We start from the raw sequence: 16,586 nt of genomic DNA, 5'->3' as shown, positions 1-16,586 counted from the left end.
GATTTGAGGAGAAAAAAAGATGAAATTGGAATTTAGTTATAAATTTGCAAAAAATTTTTTTGATGAAAAAGAAATTACTCAACTAAAACCATTTGTAGAATTGGCAAATGAAGTTTTAGTAAACAAGGAAGGAGCGGGGAACGATTTTTTAGGTTGGACAACTTTACCTTGCGACTATGACAAAGAAGAATTTGATAGAATTAAAAAAGCTGCCGAAAAAATTAAAAACGATTCAGAAGTATTAGTTGTAATCGGAATAGGTGGTTCTTATTTAGGAGCAAAAGCTGCAATTGAATTTTTATCACACAGCTTTTACAACAATTTAACAAAAGAAAAAAGAAAAACTCCAGAAATTTATTTTGCTGGAACAAATATGAGTGGAGTTTATTTAAAACACTTAATTGAAGCAATCGGAGACAGAGATTTTTCAGTAAATGTTATTTCAAAATCTGGAACAACAACTGAGCCAGCAATTGCTTTCAGAGTATTTAAAAAATTGTTAGAAGAAAAATATGGAAAAGAAGGTGCTAAAGAAAGAATTTATGCAACTACTGATAAAGTAAAAGGAGCGCTTAAAACATTAGCTACAAGTGAAGGATATGAAACTTTTGTTGTACCGAATAATGTTGGAGGAAGATTTTCTGTTTTAACAGCAGTTGGATTATTGCCAATCGCTGCAGCTGGAATAGACATTGATGAGTTGATGCGAGGAGCAGCTGATGCTGTAAAAGATTTTTCTAGCAAAAAATTGGAAGAAAACCAAGCTCTACAATATGCAGCTGTTAGAAATATTTTACTTAGAAAAGGTAAAAGTGTGGAATTAATGGTTAATTACGAACCAAGATTACATTATTTTGCTGAATGGTGGAAACAATTGTTTGGAGAATCTGAAGGAAAAGATGGAAAAGGACTTTATCCATCATCAGCTGATTTTTCGACTGATTTACATTCTTTGGGACAATTTATTCAAGAAGGACAAAGAGTGTTCATTGAAACTGTTGTTTCAATTGATAAACCAGAAGTTGAATTTGAAATTGAAGAAGATGCAGAAAATTTGGATGGACTTAACTTTGTGGCAGGAAAAACTATGGATTATGTAAATAAAAAAGCAAGAGATGGAGTTATTTTAGCTCATGTCGATGGTGGAGTACCAAATTTATCAGTAAATATTCCTGAAGCAACTCCTTATCAACTGGGATATGCATTTTACTTTTTTGAAAAAGCATGTGGAGTGAGTGGATATTTATTGGGTGTAAATCCATTTGATCAGCCAGGAGTTGAAGCTTACAAGAAAAATATGTTTGCATTACTTGGAAAACCAGGATATGAAGAAGCTGGAAAAGAATTAGAAGCAAAATTAAAAGAAATAAAATAAAAAATTTTTTTAAAAAATAAAAATAATAAAAAAGTTATTTTTTAGTAAAAAAATTAAAAAATAACTTTTTTTTTATTTATTTTAAAAATAACTTGATTTTTTATAAAAAAGATGTAAAATATATTAGGATAGGTGTAATATTAATTTTTAAATTAGTTTTTTCTAAAAAGTTAATTATTTAGAAAATTTAAAAATTTAAGGGAAAATAAGTTTAAAGAATATGTTGAAATAAATTTTGAAAAAATAAAAAAAGAAGGAGCTAGCGGTGACAAAAGAGAATTTATGGAAAAACTATTCCGAAGAAAAAAAATCAAAAGTATTTGAATTTGCTGAAGAATATAAAAAGTATTTGAATTTGGCAAAGACAGAAAGAGAATTTGTCGTAGTGACAGAAAAAAAACTGAAAAAAAATGGTTTTGTTGATATAAAAACAAAAGAAACTTTAAAAGAAGGGGATAAAGTTTATTTTAATAACAGAGATAAAAATATTGTTGCAATAATTATCGGAAAAGAAGATATAAAAAATGGAATTAATATGATTGTTTCACATCTGGATTCACCAAGACTTGATTTAAAACCGAATCCAATTAAAGAGCAAGAAGAATTTGCACTACTTAACACAAATTATTATGGGGGAATAAAAAAATATCAGTGGGCTTCAACTCCACTTGCGCTTCATGGGGTAGTTTACTTGAAAGATGGAACAAAAGTGACTTTGGCGATTGGAGAACAAGAAGGAGAGCCAGTATTTTGCGTGCCTGATGTTTTACCACATTTAGCTCGAAAAGTACAGGGAGACAGAAAAACGGCAGAGGTGATAAAAGGTGAAGAATTGAAACTCCTTTTTGGAAATACGCCTGTAAAAGATAAAAATATTGATAAAAAAGTAAAACAATGGGTTTTAAATAAATTAAAAGAAAAATATGGAATGGAAGAAGATGACTTTTTTACAGCGGAGTTAGAAATTGTTCCAGCTGGTAAATTAAGAGATGTGGGCCTAGATGAAACTATGATAGGTGGTTACGGACAAGATGACAGAATTTGTGCATACACTTCCCTTGCAGCACTATATGAAGTAAAAGATCCTAGAAAAACGGTTATGGTTTATTTAACAGATAAGGAAGAAATCGGAAGTGAAGGTTCAACAGGATTAAAATCAACATTACCAGAATATATTGTAGGAAAAATTTTGTCAATGACAGAAAAGAATTATAATGACCAAATGTTAAGAGAAACATTATGGAATTCAAAAGCGTTGTCATCAGATGTGACAGCAGCTGTAAATCCAGTTTTTTCTTCAGTTCACGACTTAGATAATGCGGCTAGATTATCTTATGGAATAGCTTTTGCAAAATATACCGGTAGTGGTGGAAAATATGGATCAAGTGATGCTGACGCAGAATTTATCCAGGAAATTAGAGAAGTTTTCGAGAAAAATGCCATAGAATATCAGATTGGAGGGTTTGGCAAAGTAGACGAAGGCGGTGGAGGAACTGTCGCAAAATTCTTAGCTTATTATGGAATAAGGACGATAGATGCAGGACCTGCACTTATATCTATGCATTCGCTATTTGAAATTTCTTCGAAAGCTGATTTGTATGAAACATATAAAGCGTATAAAGTGTTTTTTGAAATATAAAGGAGAATATAAATGAGCTATAAAATAGAGATATACAAAGATAATAAGTTTTATAAAAAAGCCGATTTCAGAGAAAAAGGGGATAAACTTTTAATTTATAAATGGGAAAATGTTGATAAAGGAAGTTATTTTTTTGAAATAAAAGATGAAAATGATGAAAGTTACGGAGTTACATATAACCACACTGCTCCATTTGCAGAAACTTTTGATGCTGTTGTCGAAAAAAATGCATCGGCTAAACCAATAACAGGTTTTCAAAAGGGAGTTGACATTTTAATTATATTTGTACCTGAAGAAAAGAAATTTATTTTGAAAAAAATGAAATTTTATAAAATGAATTTAGATATAGCTGAATTTGGATTGAGTGAAGCAAAAAGTATAAAAATTGCGACAAATTACGACGGCTGGAAACTGGAAGATGAGCCGATTAAACAGCTTGATAAGACGAATTATGAAGTAATTTTGGCAATTCCTGAAGGAAGTTATGAATATAAATATGAAATTGATGGAAAATGGTATCCAGAAGGTGCAAATAAAAAATTAATAATTGGAGAAAACGGAGATTTGTTTCCTAAAGGAGATTTGGGAACTGGAAAATTTGTGTATGAAGCAATTGACAAAAATGTGAGCTTAAAAGCGATTGCACATAACTACAAAAATTTACAGTATTTTAATAAAATTTCCGATAGAGAATATGAATTTAAACTTAGAACACAGATGAATGATGTGGAAAAAGTCTATATAAGCATAGTTTTACATGAAGAAGACAACTATGAAATGATTTATGAACTTGAGCGATTTCGTGATAGAACAAATGGATTTGATTATTTTGAGAGAATCATAGATTTTGGAAAACAAGTTGATAAAATTCGTTATTATTTTATTTTGGAAGATGGTGGAGTAAAAGCTTACTTTAATGGAAAAAACTTAGATTATAAAGTTCCACCAAAGATTGTAATTGATACAAAATCAGACGAAATTCAAATTTTTAGCATTCCAGACTGGGCTAAAGAAGTTATTTGGTACAATATTTTTCCAGATAGATTTTATAATAAAAATCACTATAATGATCCCGTTTTTAATGAATTTGGACCAGAAGTATTTATGAGAAATGAACTTCATGAACAAAACTTTATAGAAAAATATAAATGGGAAAAAGTTAATAATTTATATGGAAAATTTGATAGAAACCGTTGGACAGCTGATTTTAAAGATAAAGTTGGATGGGAAAGAATTGGAGAGCAGAATATAGATTATAGTTTAAAATATGCAAGAATGTATGGTGGAGATTTGCAGGGAATAAAAGAAAAAATACCATATTTAAAAGAACTTGGAATAACAGCAATATGGTTAAATCCAGTATTTTTCTCATATCAAAATCATAAGTATGGGGCAAATGACTTTAGACATATTTCTCCTGACTTTGGAACAATTAAGACAAGCGGAAAAGAATATGGCGTAGAAATTAACAAAGAAAATAAATTTGGAAATAAATCTTATGTGGATGTACTTGGTTCAAATGTAAAAAATAATAGTGAATTAGAGTTATTGCAAGTGAACTTGAAAGGAGAAGACAGAGGTAAAAATGGTTATGGAGAAACTGAAGATCCAGCAACTTGGGTTTGGACAGAATCAGATTTGATAATGGTAGATTTAATAAAAGAACTTCATAAAAACGGAATAAGAGTTATATTTGACGGAGTTTTTAATCACAGCAGTGACAGACACTGGTCATTTGATGTTGTAATGGCTCAAGGAGAAAGTTCAAAATATAAAGATTGGTATAAATTTACTGATTTTAGCGACCATGTTCCTATAACTGATGATATGACTGATGCACAAGCTTATGAAACGCTTATAATTAATAAGAAAAAAGTTCGTTACAATGCTTGGGCAGGATTTAATTCACTTCCAGAATTTAATACATTTAATCAGGAATATAAAGAATACATCTTTAATATCACAAGAAAATGGATGTATGGTCCAGATGGAGTTGAAAGTGAAAATTGGCAAGAAGATGACGGAATTGACGGATGGCGACTAGATGTGCCAAACTGCTTGGAAAATCAAGGTTTCTGGAACGAATGGAGAAAAGTTGTAAAAGAAAGCAAGAAAGATTCCTACATAACAGCAGAATTATGGGGAAATGCGTCAGTTGACATAAATAATGGAAATAAATTTGATACAGTTATGAACTATGAATGGCTAAAAACTGTGATTGGATTTTTTGTAAATCAAAGCAGTCAAGGTGGGTATCAATATAAATTAAAAGCACAGGACTTTTTTAACGAACTTCGTGAAAAAAGATCTTGGTATCCGTATCAAGCGCTTCAAGCCAGTCAAAATTTGAATGGTTCTCATGATACAGATAGACTTTATTCGAGAATAGTCAACGATGGAATTGGAAGAAATCTGGAAGAAGGAAAACAGTTAGAAAAGGGTTACAACAGTATAAAACCGTGTCTTGCTGGAAATTATCATCCAAATACGACAATTGACTGGAGAAATAGTGAAATTAAACCAAAAGATGTTTTAAAGTTAATTTCAATTTTTCAAATGACTTATATTGGAGCACCGATGTTATTTTATGGTGATGAAGTAGGAATGTGGGGAGCAACTGACCCTTATTGCAGAAAGCCAATGTTATGGGAAGAATTTATCTATGACGACGAAAAAAATCCGTCATACATAAATCAAAATGAAAGTTATTCACAAGAAGTTGACACTGATTTATTTCAATGGTACAAAAAATTAATAAAAATAAGAAAAGAAAATAGAGTTTTAGTCTATGGAAAATTTAAAGAAATAATGGCAGATAACGAAAAGGATGTCATTGTCTATGAAAGAATTAATGACAGATATTCAATAATTGTTGTAATCAATAATTCTTTTTATGAACAGGAAATCGAATTTTCAACTGACTATTTAGACGAAAAATTTATAAATTTAATAGACGGAAATACATTTTATTCTGCTAGTAATGGAAAGGTAAAATTAAATTTAAAACCGAAAGAAGGAAAGATTTTAAAAAAAGGGCATAAATGGGAAGAATAGACGAAAAAAAAATAAAATTTCGATTTGCGACAGTTGAAGATGCAAGTAAAATTTTAAAAATTTATGAATATTATATAAAAAATACGACTATAACTTTTGAATATGATGTACCAACACTTTTGGAATTTAAAGAGAGAATAGAAAAAATTTTGCCAGAGTATCCATATATTGTCTGTGAATGTGAAAATAAAATATTAGGTTACGCCTATGCTCATAAAGTTTGGGAAAGAGCAGCTTACATGTGGGATGCTGAACTTTCTGTTTACATTGATAAAGACTATGTCCAAAATGGCTTAGGAAAAAAATTGTATAAAATATTAATTGAAATTTTGAAGTTGCAAAATGTCGTAAATGTGTATGGCTGCGTAACTTTTCCAAATGAAAAAAGTGACAGATTACACGAAAGTTTTGGATTTAAAAAAATTGGAATTTTTGCAAATTCTGGCTATAAATTTGGAAAATGGATAGGTGTAACTTGGTTTCATAAAGCAATTTTAGAGCATAAAAATGAACCTGAAAAATTGAAAAAAATATCACAAGTTGACAAGAAAAAAATAGAAATCATTTTTAAAAAAAATAAAAAAAATTTTTTTAAATAAAATTAAACTATGTGCAATAAATAACTTGAAAATTAGATTAAAGAGTGATATAATTTTAGTAGAAAATAAAATAATAAACACAATAAATTTAGGAGGCACTAATGGCTAAAAAAACTTTAAAAGATTTAGATGTAAAAGGTAAAAAAGTTTTAGTAAGAGTTGACTTTAATGTACCTATAAAAGACGGAGTTGTTGGGAATGATAACAGAATTACTGCTGCATTGCCTACATTAAACTATATTTTGGACAACGGTGGAGCAGTTATTGCTTTTTCTCACTTAGGAAAAGTTAAAACTGAAGAAGACAAAGTTTCAAAAACATTGGCACCAGTTGCTAAAGTATTAGCTGAAAAATTAGGAAAACCAGTTAAATTTGTACCTGTAACAAGAGGACCAGAATTGGAAAAAGCAGTTGCTGAATTAAAACCAGGAGAAATTTTAATGTTTGAAAATACTAGATTTGAAGATTTAGATGGTAAAAAAGAATCTAAAAATGATCCTGAATTAGGAAAATATTGGGCTTCTTTAGGAGATGTATTCGTAAATGATGCATTTGGAACTGCTCATAGAGCACACGCTTCAAATGTAGGAATTGCTTCAAATATCAAAGAATCAGCAGTTGGATTCTTAATTGAAAAAGAAATTAAATTCATCGGAGGAGCTGTTGATAATCCTGAAAGACCATTAGTAGCTATTTTAGGAGGAGCAAAAGTTTCTGATAAAATTGGAGTTATTGATAACTTATTAGAAAAAGCTGATAAAGTAATTATCGGTGGAGGAATGATGTTCACTTTCTTAAAAGCATTAGGAAAAAATACAGGTTCTTCATTATTAGAAGCTGATAAAGTAGATTTAGCTAAATCATTAATCGAAAAAGCAAAAACAAAAGGTGTTGAATTATTGTTACCAGTAGATGCTGTTGTAGCTCAAGAATTCAGTAACGATGTACCATTTAAAACAGTTTCAGTGGATGACATTGAAGATGGATGGATGGGATTAGATATAGGTGAAAAATCTGTAGAATTATTCAAAAAAGCTTTAGAAGGTGCTAAAACTGTAGTATGGAACGGACCTATGGGAGTATTCGAAATGTCTAACTATGCTAACGGAACAATTGGTGTTTGTAAAGCAATCGCTGAATTGAAAGACGCTAAAACAATTATTGGTGGAGGAGACTCTGCAGCAGCAGCAATTCAATTAGGATTTGCTGATAAATTCTCTCACATTTCAACTGGTGGAGGAGCTTCAATGGAATACTTAGAAGGTAAAGTATTACCAGGTGTAGCAGCTATTTCAGAAAAATAAGGTGAAAGATAAAAAATAAAGCTTGTTATTATATATAATTTTTTCATTTTAACAATATCTAGCAAGAAGTCTCCCTCTTCTACAAGAGGGAGATGAATTGCAGAACATAACTTGAAATAATAATTATTATATGGTATAATACTCGTACATCAGGGCAGGGACTGCCCGAAGAGCTTGGTAAATATATTTGGCTAACAGAAGCAGATACTTCCCAAGAAGCTCCCACTTCTAAAAGCGGGAGTAGTTCACTTATGGCTGTTTCTAAAATTTACTATTTTGGGAACGGTCATTTTTTATTAAAAAAATTTGGGTAGGATAATTATGGCTATTGATATTATTAGAATTTTAGCTTTTATTTTTATTAAATAGTGCAAGAGCACTCGCAACTTTAGTCGTGAGATGAATTGCACGAAAATTTTAGTAAGCATATAGGGAAACTTGTATGTAGACACGTAGAAAAATCGTGCAACAAAGAAACTGAATTGCTGGGAACTCTTAAAGCTAGTATAACCACAACATAATATTTAAGTGCGAATATAGTATAAGTGTGATGGTGGCGAAAGCAGAAAAAATATACTAGATGATGCAAGGTTAAATCCTAAACATTATGATAATAGACAATCAGCAGCTAATCCTGAAAAGGAAAGTTCAACGACTATCCCTCGTGAGGGGAGTACAATACAAGCGATTGGTATTGGAAGTGGTTTCGCCTAAGTCCTTGAAATAGGATATGGATAAGATATAGTCTGTGCTTGTTAGAGATAACAAGAAGTTCAAGGCTAATCTCCTTAATTTATTAAGGAGTATATATGCCATGAGAACTGCATAAGTAGTAGCGAACTTATGTGAACGACGCTTCCCACTGTTGTGAGGTTTTAAAAACTTTAAAAATATTTAAAAATAAATAAAAAATATTACTTTTTTTAAAATATAGAGCATATAACATTAAGACAAAAAAGAATAGCTAGAAAGAGAAATAATCGTATAAATGATTATCTTTCAAAAGTAGCAAGAATAATTATAAATTATTGTCTTAATAATGATATGGGAAAAATAGTTCTAGGATATAATGAAGATTTTCAAAGAAAATCAAATATAGGAAGTATAAATAATCAAAACTTTGTAAATATACCATATGGAAAATTAAGAGATAAATTAATATATCTATGTAAACTATATGGAATAGAATTTAAACTGCAAGAAGAAAGTTATACATCAAAAGCAAGTTTCTTTGATGGAGATGAAATTCCAATATATGATAAAGAAAATCTGCAAGAATATATATTCAGTGGAAAAAGGATAAAAAGAGGACTATATCAAACAAGTGCAGGTAAACTCATAAATGCAGATTGTAATGGAGCATTAAACATATTAAGGAAAAGTAAAGTTGTGGACTTAAGTGTCCTATACAATAGAGGTGAACTGAACACACCTAAAAGAATAAGGGTAGTGTAAAGCTATCAAACTTCTTAGAAAATTTTTGAATATTTTTAAAGGTTTTAGAACCCTGTGACTTTAGTCGTGGGAGGTTCAGAGTGCTTCTTCATACAGTTAATACTCAATATGGTGAGAACATTTGGATCTTGTTATATGGGATAATTTCTATAGGAGTTAATTTATTTATAATGATTAGTGGATATTTGCTGCTGGATAAATCAGAAAAAATGTCGATATTTTTTAAAAAAAGAATTAAAGGAATACTTCCACTTTTTATATTTTTTAATATAGTTTATATTTTTGCAAATAAAATAAAAATAATACAAGGATCACAAGGGAAAGAAATTGTAGCACCACATTTTTGGTATATTTATATGATTTTAGGTTTGTATTTTATTACCCCTTGGCTTCAAAAAGTTCTAAAATTTGCTAAAAAAGAAACTTTTTTTGTATTAATTTTGTGGTTTTTGTGTAATATATTAAATCCACATTTGATAAAATTTGATCTTCCAAGAATTCCATTTTCACATTTTCCAATAACAGAATTTATTGGTTATTATATTTTAGGATATTACATAAAAGTTGATAGAGATAAAATAAAAAAAATACCTTTTTTTATAATAATCGCAGTTTATTTAGTTGGTTTTTTTATAAGTGCAATTTCCACAAAATATGTTTTACTAAAAACAGGAAATAGAATCAGTGATTTTTTTGACAAAAATTCACTTGGAACATTTTTATGACAATTTCATTTTTTACCTTTTTTATAAAATTTGATTTTAAAAATAGAAATGAGATAATTAAAGTTATTGCAAATTCAACATATTTTGGATTTTTAGTACATTTATTAGTTTTAAAAATTGTTGTGAAATTTAGTGATGAGATGATTTTTAAATCTGTTGTTACTGTAATTATTAGTCTTTTACTTGGAATAATTTATGAAATATTTATAAAAAAATTTTAGTAAAATTAAAATTAAAAATAAAAATTTGAATTTCAAAATATTGTTTTTGTATAAAATTGTTTTATTTACAAAATAATATTTATTACAAAAAAAGGTTGATTTTTTCTCAAATTAAAGGTATTATTTTAAAGTGATATGATTTTTTAATCATAATTATTTTAATATAATAAAAAAATATAGATATTGTTGTCTGTAATGTAGAAGGAGAGAAAAAGAAATGAGTATAAAAAAAGATTGGGCGGCAAAAGTCCTGAAAAGAGATAAAGTTGCAAATAAAACTTTTGAAATCACTGTTTCAAAACCTGAAGGATTTGAATATGAAGTAGGTCAGTATGTTAATTTTAAATTTCCAGAACCATATTTTGAAACTAAAGACAATATGATGAGACCACTATCTATTGCTTCACATCCTGAAGAAGATGTACTAAAATTCGTAGTTCGTGAAAGTGAAAGTGATTTTAAAAAAATGTATAAAGAAATTAAAATGGGAGATCCTGTTTCACTTTTTGGACCACTTGGAAACTTTATTCCAGTAGAAATTCCTAAAGACCAAAATATAGCTCTTTTAATTTCAGGAATTGGAATTGCGCCAGTGTTACCATTTTTCAAAAAATTGAAAGATGAAAAACATGAAGGAAAAATAAAATTATTTTACAGCAATCGTACACCTGATATTGTAACTTATGACAAAGAATTGGAAAATTATCCGCTTGGCGATAATTACGAATATATAAAAGTTTTGACAGGAGTTCAAAAAAGAATTGATGGAGATTTTATTGAAGCTCATGTTGGAGATCTAAATGACTATGTTTATTATATCGTAGGAACTAAAGAATTTATTAAATCAATGAGAATGGCATTAAAAGATAAAGGTGTTGACAATAAAAAAGTAAAAATTGATAATTTTGGATAAAAAAAGAAGGTTGTCGAAAAAGACAGCCTTTTTTCTTTTTTTATTAATTTAATGTTTATATTTTTCATAAATATTTTTTTTAATTAGAAAAATTTTAGTTATTTACTTCTCTAATTTCATTTTCACTCTTTGCCACAACAATTGTACAGACAGCGTCTCCTGTAATATTTACAACTGTTCTAAACATATCAAGAATTCTGTCAACACCAATTACAACTCCAATTCCTTCAAGCGGTAATCCAGCTTGTTTTAACACAAGTGACAACATAAGCATTCCAGCTCCTGGAACCCCTGCCGTACCGACTGAAGCTAGTACCGCTGTTAAAATAATTCCAATATATTGTGTTGGTCCTAACTGAATGTTATAAAGATTTGCGATAAATACTGCCGCAACTCCTTGCATAATCGCAGTTCCATCCATATTTACTGTTGCTCCCAATGGAATTGTAAATGAGCTAATTTCTTCTGAAACACCGAATTTTTCTGATAATGTTTCAATATTTACTGGAATTGTCGCATTGCTGCTCGATGTAGAAAATGCTACTGAAATAACATTTAAAAAGTTCTTGAAAAACTTAATTGGATTCATTTTTGCCATACTTACAAGCATTATTTGATAAACTCCTGTATGAATTACAAAAGCTATTAATGTCACGACAACAAATCCTACTAATTTAACTAGCACATCCACTCCTGTTGAAGCAACCACTTTTGAAATTAGTGCAAAAACTCCAAGTGGAGCAACTTGCATTATAAGTTCTACCATTTTTAACACAAGTTCATTTGCTTCTTCAAGTAAAGTTTTTAAATTTTTAACTTTATCTCCCAAAGCTGTAATTGCAACTCCTAAAAGCAAGAAGAATATTATTATTGCTAACATTTTTTCCTCTGACATCGCATTTACGATATTTTTTGGAATCATATCAAGCAATACATCAATAAGTTTACTTTGCTGAGCAATTTCAAATTCTCCTTTTGGAAGATTTCCGTGAATCATTCCTTTTCCAACATTGGAAATTCTCGCTACAAATAGTCCAATAGCTACGGCAATCGCAGTAGTTGCAAAATAAAATCCTAAAACTTTTGTCCCAATTCTTCTAAGTTTTTTTACATCTCCAATGGAAGCTGCTCCCATTGCAAGAGAAATAGAGACAAGCGGTACAATCATAACTTTCATAAGATTGATAAACATTCCTCCAAAAAACGCAAGAACTGAATCAATAACAACATCTTTTACAAACGGATTAGCTGCAAAAGGACTCAAAATCATTCCAAATACAACTCCAAGTGCCAGTCCAATCATAATTCTGGTTGTCAAGCCAAATTTTTTCATAAATTTTCTACACAGTATGAAATACTGCCTCCTTTCAAAAATTTTTATAACATATTTTATATTTTAACTTTTTACGAAAAAATTTACAACCTATTTTGAAAAATTTTATTATTTTTAAATATTTTTTTAATATATTTGTTTTCTTTTAAATTTATTTCATCTAATATTTCGTTAACTTTATCGCTAAAAAATATTTTGATTGTGTAAAAAATATGTGAGAAAATATAAATTTTTTGCTATGTTGGTGCAAACATTGATGTATTTTCATTTATTTTTCGTGATTTTTTCTATTTTTTATATACAGATAAATAATTTCTATAAGCAACATTACACTCCAAAACATCAAATAGAATGCTCTATCTTTTTTATACTTTGTTTCCAATTTCTTACTTAATTCCGAATTTAAAGAAATATTTTCATCTAAATCTCCTGTTTTATCTAATTGATATAGATACAGAATTTCTTTTTTACTTCCAAATTTATCAACTAAGTGCTCTGCATCCTGTAATTTTATTTCTTTTAGATTTAATTTTTTTTCTAAAATTTTTTCATCTAAGTTATATTCAATTTTATTACCGTTAATCCAAAAATATGTTTCTGGTTTGACACCATATTTTCCTTCATAAGAATCTGTTTCCTCGATATAGCCAATCCAATTATTATTAATTTTAGATAATCCATCTAAATACAAGATTAAATCCTCAGGTTTTGTCTTATCTACAAGTTTATAAACTTCATGTTCCGAATCTGAGCTTAAAGTTCTCTTTATCAAAAAATTTTTTGATATTTCAAGTTCGCTGTTACGATTAACTGTGTCATAAGGAAAACGAAGATACCTAACAAATAATAATGATAAAATTGTAAATGCGATAAGAAAATTAAACTTTCGTTTTGAAACAAAAAACCAGAAAGTTAATAAAATTAATATTGGAATTATAAAAGGGGATAACAAGACAAATCCCCAAGTTATATTTGTATATGCAAGCATATTTTCTCCTTAATTTCTATATATTTATGACCTTTTTATTTTTCAGAAATACTTTTTAAAAAACTCTCATAAATCTCAAGTTTATCATCAAGATTTTGTAAATATTTTTGCCACTTTTCAATTTCTATATTTACATATTTTTTATGATTTGTCAAAATTTTCATTCTTTCTGACAGAGTAAAAAATATAGGGGCAGCCAAAATAACATAATAAAATATTTTTAGCTGTCTTTTTTAAATCATTCTGCTTTGTGATATTTCCTTCAGAACTTCCCTTATCAATCTTTCTCCTCCTCTTAAATATGGAATATTTGTCCCTTTTCCTGCTTCGCTAATAATATCTGCCAAACAATTTGTTTCTATTACTTTTTCCATTGTATCCGATCTTGTCCCATTAAAATACACTTTGTGAGCCTTGTCCCTATCCTTGCCGTAGTTTGCAAAGAAAGTTTCGAACCTTTCAATATTAAGTTTTGGCATTTCAAAAGAATTGACAAGATTATACACGGTAGCTTTTGAAATACCGTAAGTCTTTGCAATAAATGAAGCCGCAGTATGCTGATATTCAAAAAGTATAGTAAAAATCAGCTCCTCAGAAAGCCGTCTGTACCGCTTAAGTCCAATTTTTTCATCAATGTAGTAGCAGACGCCTGTTTTCTTGTCTACATATTTTCGACGTTCAAAAGTTACATACCCAAAAGCAGTAGTAACAGTTTTTTTGATAAACTCTTTGCTTTTAAATCTATCCTTTCTTTCATTGGAATGAAAAAATCTGTCATCAACTTTTTTGACATAAACTCTAAACAATATTTCAAAAGCCTTTGTGATAAATAGTTTAAATTGTTGTTCAAACGAAAGTTTGAAGGAAAAAATATTTTAAAAAAAAATCTTTACAAGTGAATAAAAATCTGATATTCTAATCATAGAGGAAACCACCTTTCAATAGGATTGAGGGATTATATTGTAACTGGTTTCCTCTTTTTTGTTAATTAAAAATTTTATTAAATTTATTTGCTCCTATATTTTTTACTCTGTCCATACTCAACTGCCCGTTGAGGAACACGGTACTCTTCTGATATACTATTCATAGAAAGGTTTCTCCTTATGTAGTTTTGGTTGGCTTACATTATATCAGAAACCTTTCTTTTTTTCTTCTTTTTTGTTACATATGTATTGTACCACGACACTCTCCTTTAATTTAAAGTAAAAAAAAATCAATTTCTCTATTATTCCATGTTATACTTGACTTATCAAAATTATTTTAAAAATTTAGAGGTGATTATTTATGAAATCAGGTTATGAAATTTTGAATGATCCTTTTCTTAACAAAGGAACAGCATTTACAAAAGAAGAAAGAGAAAAATATGGATTATTGGGACTATTGCCAGCACAATTCCAAACGATAGAAACTCAAGCGAAACAAGTTTACAAACAATTTCAAGCGAAAGATAAATTAATAGAAAAAAGACATTTTTTGATGGAAATTTTTAACACAAATAGAACATTATTTTATTATTTATTTAATGAACACGTTGTTGAGTTTATGCCTATTGTTTATGATCCTGTAATTGCAGAAAGTATAGAAAATTACAGCGAATTATTTGTAAATCCTCAGAATGCGGCTTATTTGTCAGTAAAAGAACCAGAAAATATAGAAATAACTTTAAAAAATGCATCAAGTGATAGAAACGTTCGATTGATAGTTGTTACTGATGCTGAAGGAATTTTAGGAATTGGGGATTGGGGGACTAATGGAGTGGATATTTCAGTTGGAAAGTTAATGGTTTATACTGCTGCAGCTGGAATTGATCCTTCTACAGTTCTTCCAGTTGTGATTGATGCAGGTACGAATAGAAAAGAATTGTTGGAAAATGAATTTTATTTGGGAAATAAATTTGAAAGAGTTAGAGGTGACGAATATTATAACTTTATTGATAAATTTGTAAAAACAGCTGAGAAAATTTTCCCGGATTTGTATCTTCATTGGGAAGATTTTGGAAGATTAAATGCTGCTAATATTTTGAAAAAGTATGAAAATGAAATTGCAACTTTTAATGATGACATACAGGGAACAGGAATTATTACTTTAGCTGGAATTTTAGGAGCATTAAAAATTTCTGGTGAAAAACTTACGGATCAAGTTTACATGTGTTTTGGTGCAGGAACTGCTGGAGCTGGAATTGCTAAAAGAATTTTTGATGAAATGATTGAACAAGGACTTTCTGAAACAGAAGCAAAAAAACGTTTTTATTTAGTTGATAAGCAAGGATTATTATTTGAAGATACAGAAGGATTGACACCAGAACAAATTCCTTTTGCTAGAAAACGTGATGAATTTGAAAATTCTGATGAACTAATAAATTTAGAAGCAGCAGTTAAAGCTATAAAACCAACAATTTTAGTAGGAACTTCAACGGTACCAAAAACTTTTACAAAAGAGATCATACAAGAAATGGCAAAACATACAAAAAGACCTATAATTTTTCCATTAAGTAATCCTACAAAATTAGCAGAAGCATCTGCGAAGGATCTTATTGAATGGACAGATGGAAGAGCTCTTATTGCAACAGGAATTCCATCAGATCCTATAGAATATAAAGGAATTGTTTATGAAATTGGACAAGCTAATAACGCATTAATTTATCCTGGATTAGGACTTGGAATTATTGCAACAAAATCAAGACTTGTAAATAACAAGATAATTTCAGCAGCAGCTCATTCATTAGGGGGAATTATTGATACAAACAAACCTGGTGCTGCAGTACTTCCACCTGTATCGAAATTAACAGAATTTTCTGAAACGGTAGCACTTGCAGTAGGAGAAAGTGTATTAGAACAAAAATTAAATAGAGATCCTGTTGATGATTTAAAAGAAGCAATTAAAAATACAAAATGGATTCCTAAATACAAAAAACTTTAATTGACAGAGTAAAAAATATAGGGGCAGCCAAAATAACATAATAAAATATTTTTGGCTGTCT

General features: G+C 29.1%; 13 protein-coding genes and 2 pseudogenes. 11 read left to right on the top strand and 4 right to left on the bottom strand.

Features of this window, described 5'->3' with window-relative positions; translation table 11 throughout:
* The first annotated feature begins 19 nt into the window (after positions 1-19).
* The 10 genes and pseudogenes from J5A73_RS08590 to J5A73_RS08545 all read left to right on the top strand — a co-directional run bounded on the left by J5A73_RS08590 (position 20) and on the right by J5A73_RS08545 (position 11,285).
* Entirely contained in the window at positions 20-1,375 is a 1,356-nt protein-coding gene (locus tag J5A73_RS08590) for a glucose-6-phosphate isomerase (RefSeq protein WP_211614948.1), read from the top strand.
* A gap of 262 nt (positions 1,376-1,637) precedes the next feature.
* Positions 1,638-3,014: pseudogene (locus J5A73_RS08585) on the top strand (aminopeptidase); the annotation flags it as partial.
* Between the two features lie 12 nt (positions 3,015-3,026).
* Complete coding sequence (locus J5A73_RS08580; protein ID WP_211614935.1) at positions 3,027-6,068, top strand: alpha amylase N-terminal ig-like domain-containing protein; 3,042 nt, start codon at positions 3,027-3,029, stop codon at positions 6,066-6,068.
* Positions 6,056-6,667: a GNAT family N-acetyltransferase gene (locus J5A73_RS08575; RefSeq protein ID WP_211614931.1), complete on the top strand. Its 612-nt coding sequence runs from the start codon at positions 6,056-6,058 to the stop codon at positions 6,665-6,667. The genes J5A73_RS08580 and J5A73_RS08575 overlap by 13 nt, the downstream gene beginning before the upstream one ends.
* A gap of 101 nt (positions 6,668-6,768) precedes the next feature.
* Positions 6,769-7,971: a phosphoglycerate kinase gene (gene pgk / locus J5A73_RS08570; protein WP_211614928.1), complete on the top strand. Its 1,203-nt coding sequence runs from the start codon at positions 6,769-6,771 to the stop codon at positions 7,969-7,971.
* 404 nt (positions 7,972-8,375) lie between these two features.
* Positions 8,376-8,492, top strand: coding sequence for a MarR family transcriptional regulator (locus J5A73_RS08565; protein WP_211614925.1), 117 nt, complete (start codon positions 8,376-8,378; stop codon positions 8,490-8,492).
* Positions 8,493-8,901: 409 nt separating this feature from the next.
* Positions 8,902-9,426: pseudogene (locus J5A73_RS08560) on the top strand (IS200/IS605 family accessory protein TnpB-related protein); the annotation flags it as partial.
* Between the two features lie 80 nt (positions 9,427-9,506).
* Positions 9,507-10,151 (top strand): acyltransferase, encoded by a 645-nt coding sequence (locus tag J5A73_RS08555; protein WP_211614922.1) that lies wholly within the window; start codon positions 9,507-9,509, stop codon positions 10,149-10,151.
* Positions 10,148-10,372 carry a hypothetical protein gene (locus J5A73_RS08550; protein ID WP_211614919.1) on the top strand — a complete coding sequence of 75 codons (225 nt, stop codon included), beginning with the start codon at positions 10,148-10,150 and terminating at the stop codon, positions 10,370-10,372. The genes J5A73_RS08555 and J5A73_RS08550 overlap by 4 nt, the downstream gene beginning before the upstream one ends.
* Before the next feature lie 217 nt (positions 10,373-10,589).
* A complete protein-coding gene (locus tag J5A73_RS08545; protein ID WP_211614916.1) occupies positions 10,590-11,285 on the top strand; it encodes an FAD-dependent oxidoreductase in 696 nt (231 codons plus the stop codon).
* A 94-nt stretch (positions 11,286-11,379) separates the two neighbouring features.
* On the opposite strand, the gene J5A73_RS08540 is transcribed toward J5A73_RS08545, so the two are convergent.
* The 4 genes from J5A73_RS08540 to J5A73_RS08525 all read right to left on the bottom strand — a co-directional run bounded on the left by J5A73_RS08540 (position 11,380) and on the right by J5A73_RS08525 (position 14,478).
* Entirely contained in the window at positions 11,380-12,618 is a 1,239-nt protein-coding gene (locus J5A73_RS08540) for a dicarboxylate/amino acid:cation symporter (protein WP_211614914.1), read from the bottom strand.
* A 268-nt stretch (positions 12,619-12,886) separates the two neighbouring features.
* The gene (locus tag J5A73_RS08535; RefSeq protein WP_211614911.1) at positions 12,887-13,606 is read right to left on the bottom strand and encodes an endonuclease; all 720 of its coding nucleotides are present in this window, start codon (positions 13,604-13,606) and stop codon (positions 12,887-12,889) included.
* A 35-nt stretch (positions 13,607-13,641) separates the two neighbouring features.
* On the bottom strand, positions 13,642-13,770 hold the full coding sequence (locus tag J5A73_RS10710; RefSeq protein WP_256438637.1) for a hypothetical protein: 129 nt from the start codon (positions 13,768-13,770) through the stop codon (positions 13,642-13,644).
* 69 nt (positions 13,771-13,839) lie between these two features.
* A complete protein-coding gene (locus J5A73_RS08525) occupies positions 13,840-14,478 on the bottom strand; it encodes a UPF0236 family transposase-like protein (RefSeq protein WP_249069497.1) in 639 nt (212 codons plus the stop codon).
* A gap of 412 nt (positions 14,479-14,890) precedes the next feature.
* On the opposite strand from J5A73_RS08525, the gene J5A73_RS08520 reads away from it, so the two are divergent.
* Positions 14,891-16,525 carry a malolactic enzyme gene (locus tag J5A73_RS08520; RefSeq protein WP_211614909.1) on the top strand — a complete coding sequence of 545 codons (1,635 nt, stop codon included), beginning with the start codon at positions 14,891-14,893 and terminating at the stop codon, positions 16,523-16,525.
* The last annotated feature ends 61 nt before the right edge of the window (positions 16,526-16,586 follow it).

Origin of the sequence: Leptotrichia sp. oral taxon 218 (assembly GCF_018128225.1) — a bacterium.
Lineage (GTDB): Bacteria > Fusobacteriota > Fusobacteriia > Fusobacteriales > Leptotrichiaceae > Leptotrichia.
This window is presented reverse-complemented; position numbering and strand designations above follow the sequence as displayed.

Excerpts from the sequence above, each read along its gene's own strand:
- J5A73_RS08545 (WP_211614916.1), top strand. The coding sequence starts at position 10,590 with ATGAGTATAAAAAAAGATTGGGCGGCAAAAGTCCTGAAAAGAGATAAA.
- J5A73_RS08550 (WP_211614919.1), top strand. The coding sequence starts at position 10,148 with ATGACAATTTCATTTTTTACCTTTTTTATAAAATTTGATTTTAAAAAT.
- J5A73_RS08540 (WP_211614914.1), bottom strand. The coding sequence starts at position 12,618 with ATGAAAAAATTTGGCTTGACAACCAGAATTATGATTGGACTGGCACTT.
- J5A73_RS08520 (WP_211614909.1), top strand. The coding sequence starts at position 14,891 with ATGAAATCAGGTTATGAAATTTTGAATGATCCTTTTCTTAACAAAGGA.
- J5A73_RS08535 (WP_211614911.1), bottom strand. The coding sequence starts at position 13,606 with ATGCTTGCATATACAAATATAACTTGGGGATTTGTCTTGTTATCCCCT.
- pgk (WP_211614928.1), top strand. The coding sequence starts at position 6,769 with ATGGCTAAAAAAACTTTAAAAGATTTAGATGTAAAAGGTAAAAAAGTT.
- J5A73_RS10710 (WP_256438637.1), bottom strand. The coding sequence starts at position 13,770 with ATGAAAATTTTGACAAATCATAAAAAATATGTAAATATAGAAATTGAA.
- J5A73_RS08575 (WP_211614931.1), top strand. The coding sequence starts at position 6,056 with ATGGGAAGAATAGACGAAAAAAAAATAAAATTTCGATTTGCGACAGTT.
- J5A73_RS08580 (WP_211614935.1), top strand. The coding sequence starts at position 3,027 with ATGAGCTATAAAATAGAGATATACAAAGATAATAAGTTTTATAAAAAA.
- J5A73_RS08590 (WP_211614948.1), top strand. The coding sequence starts at position 20 with ATGAAATTGGAATTTAGTTATAAATTTGCAAAAAATTTTTTTGATGAA.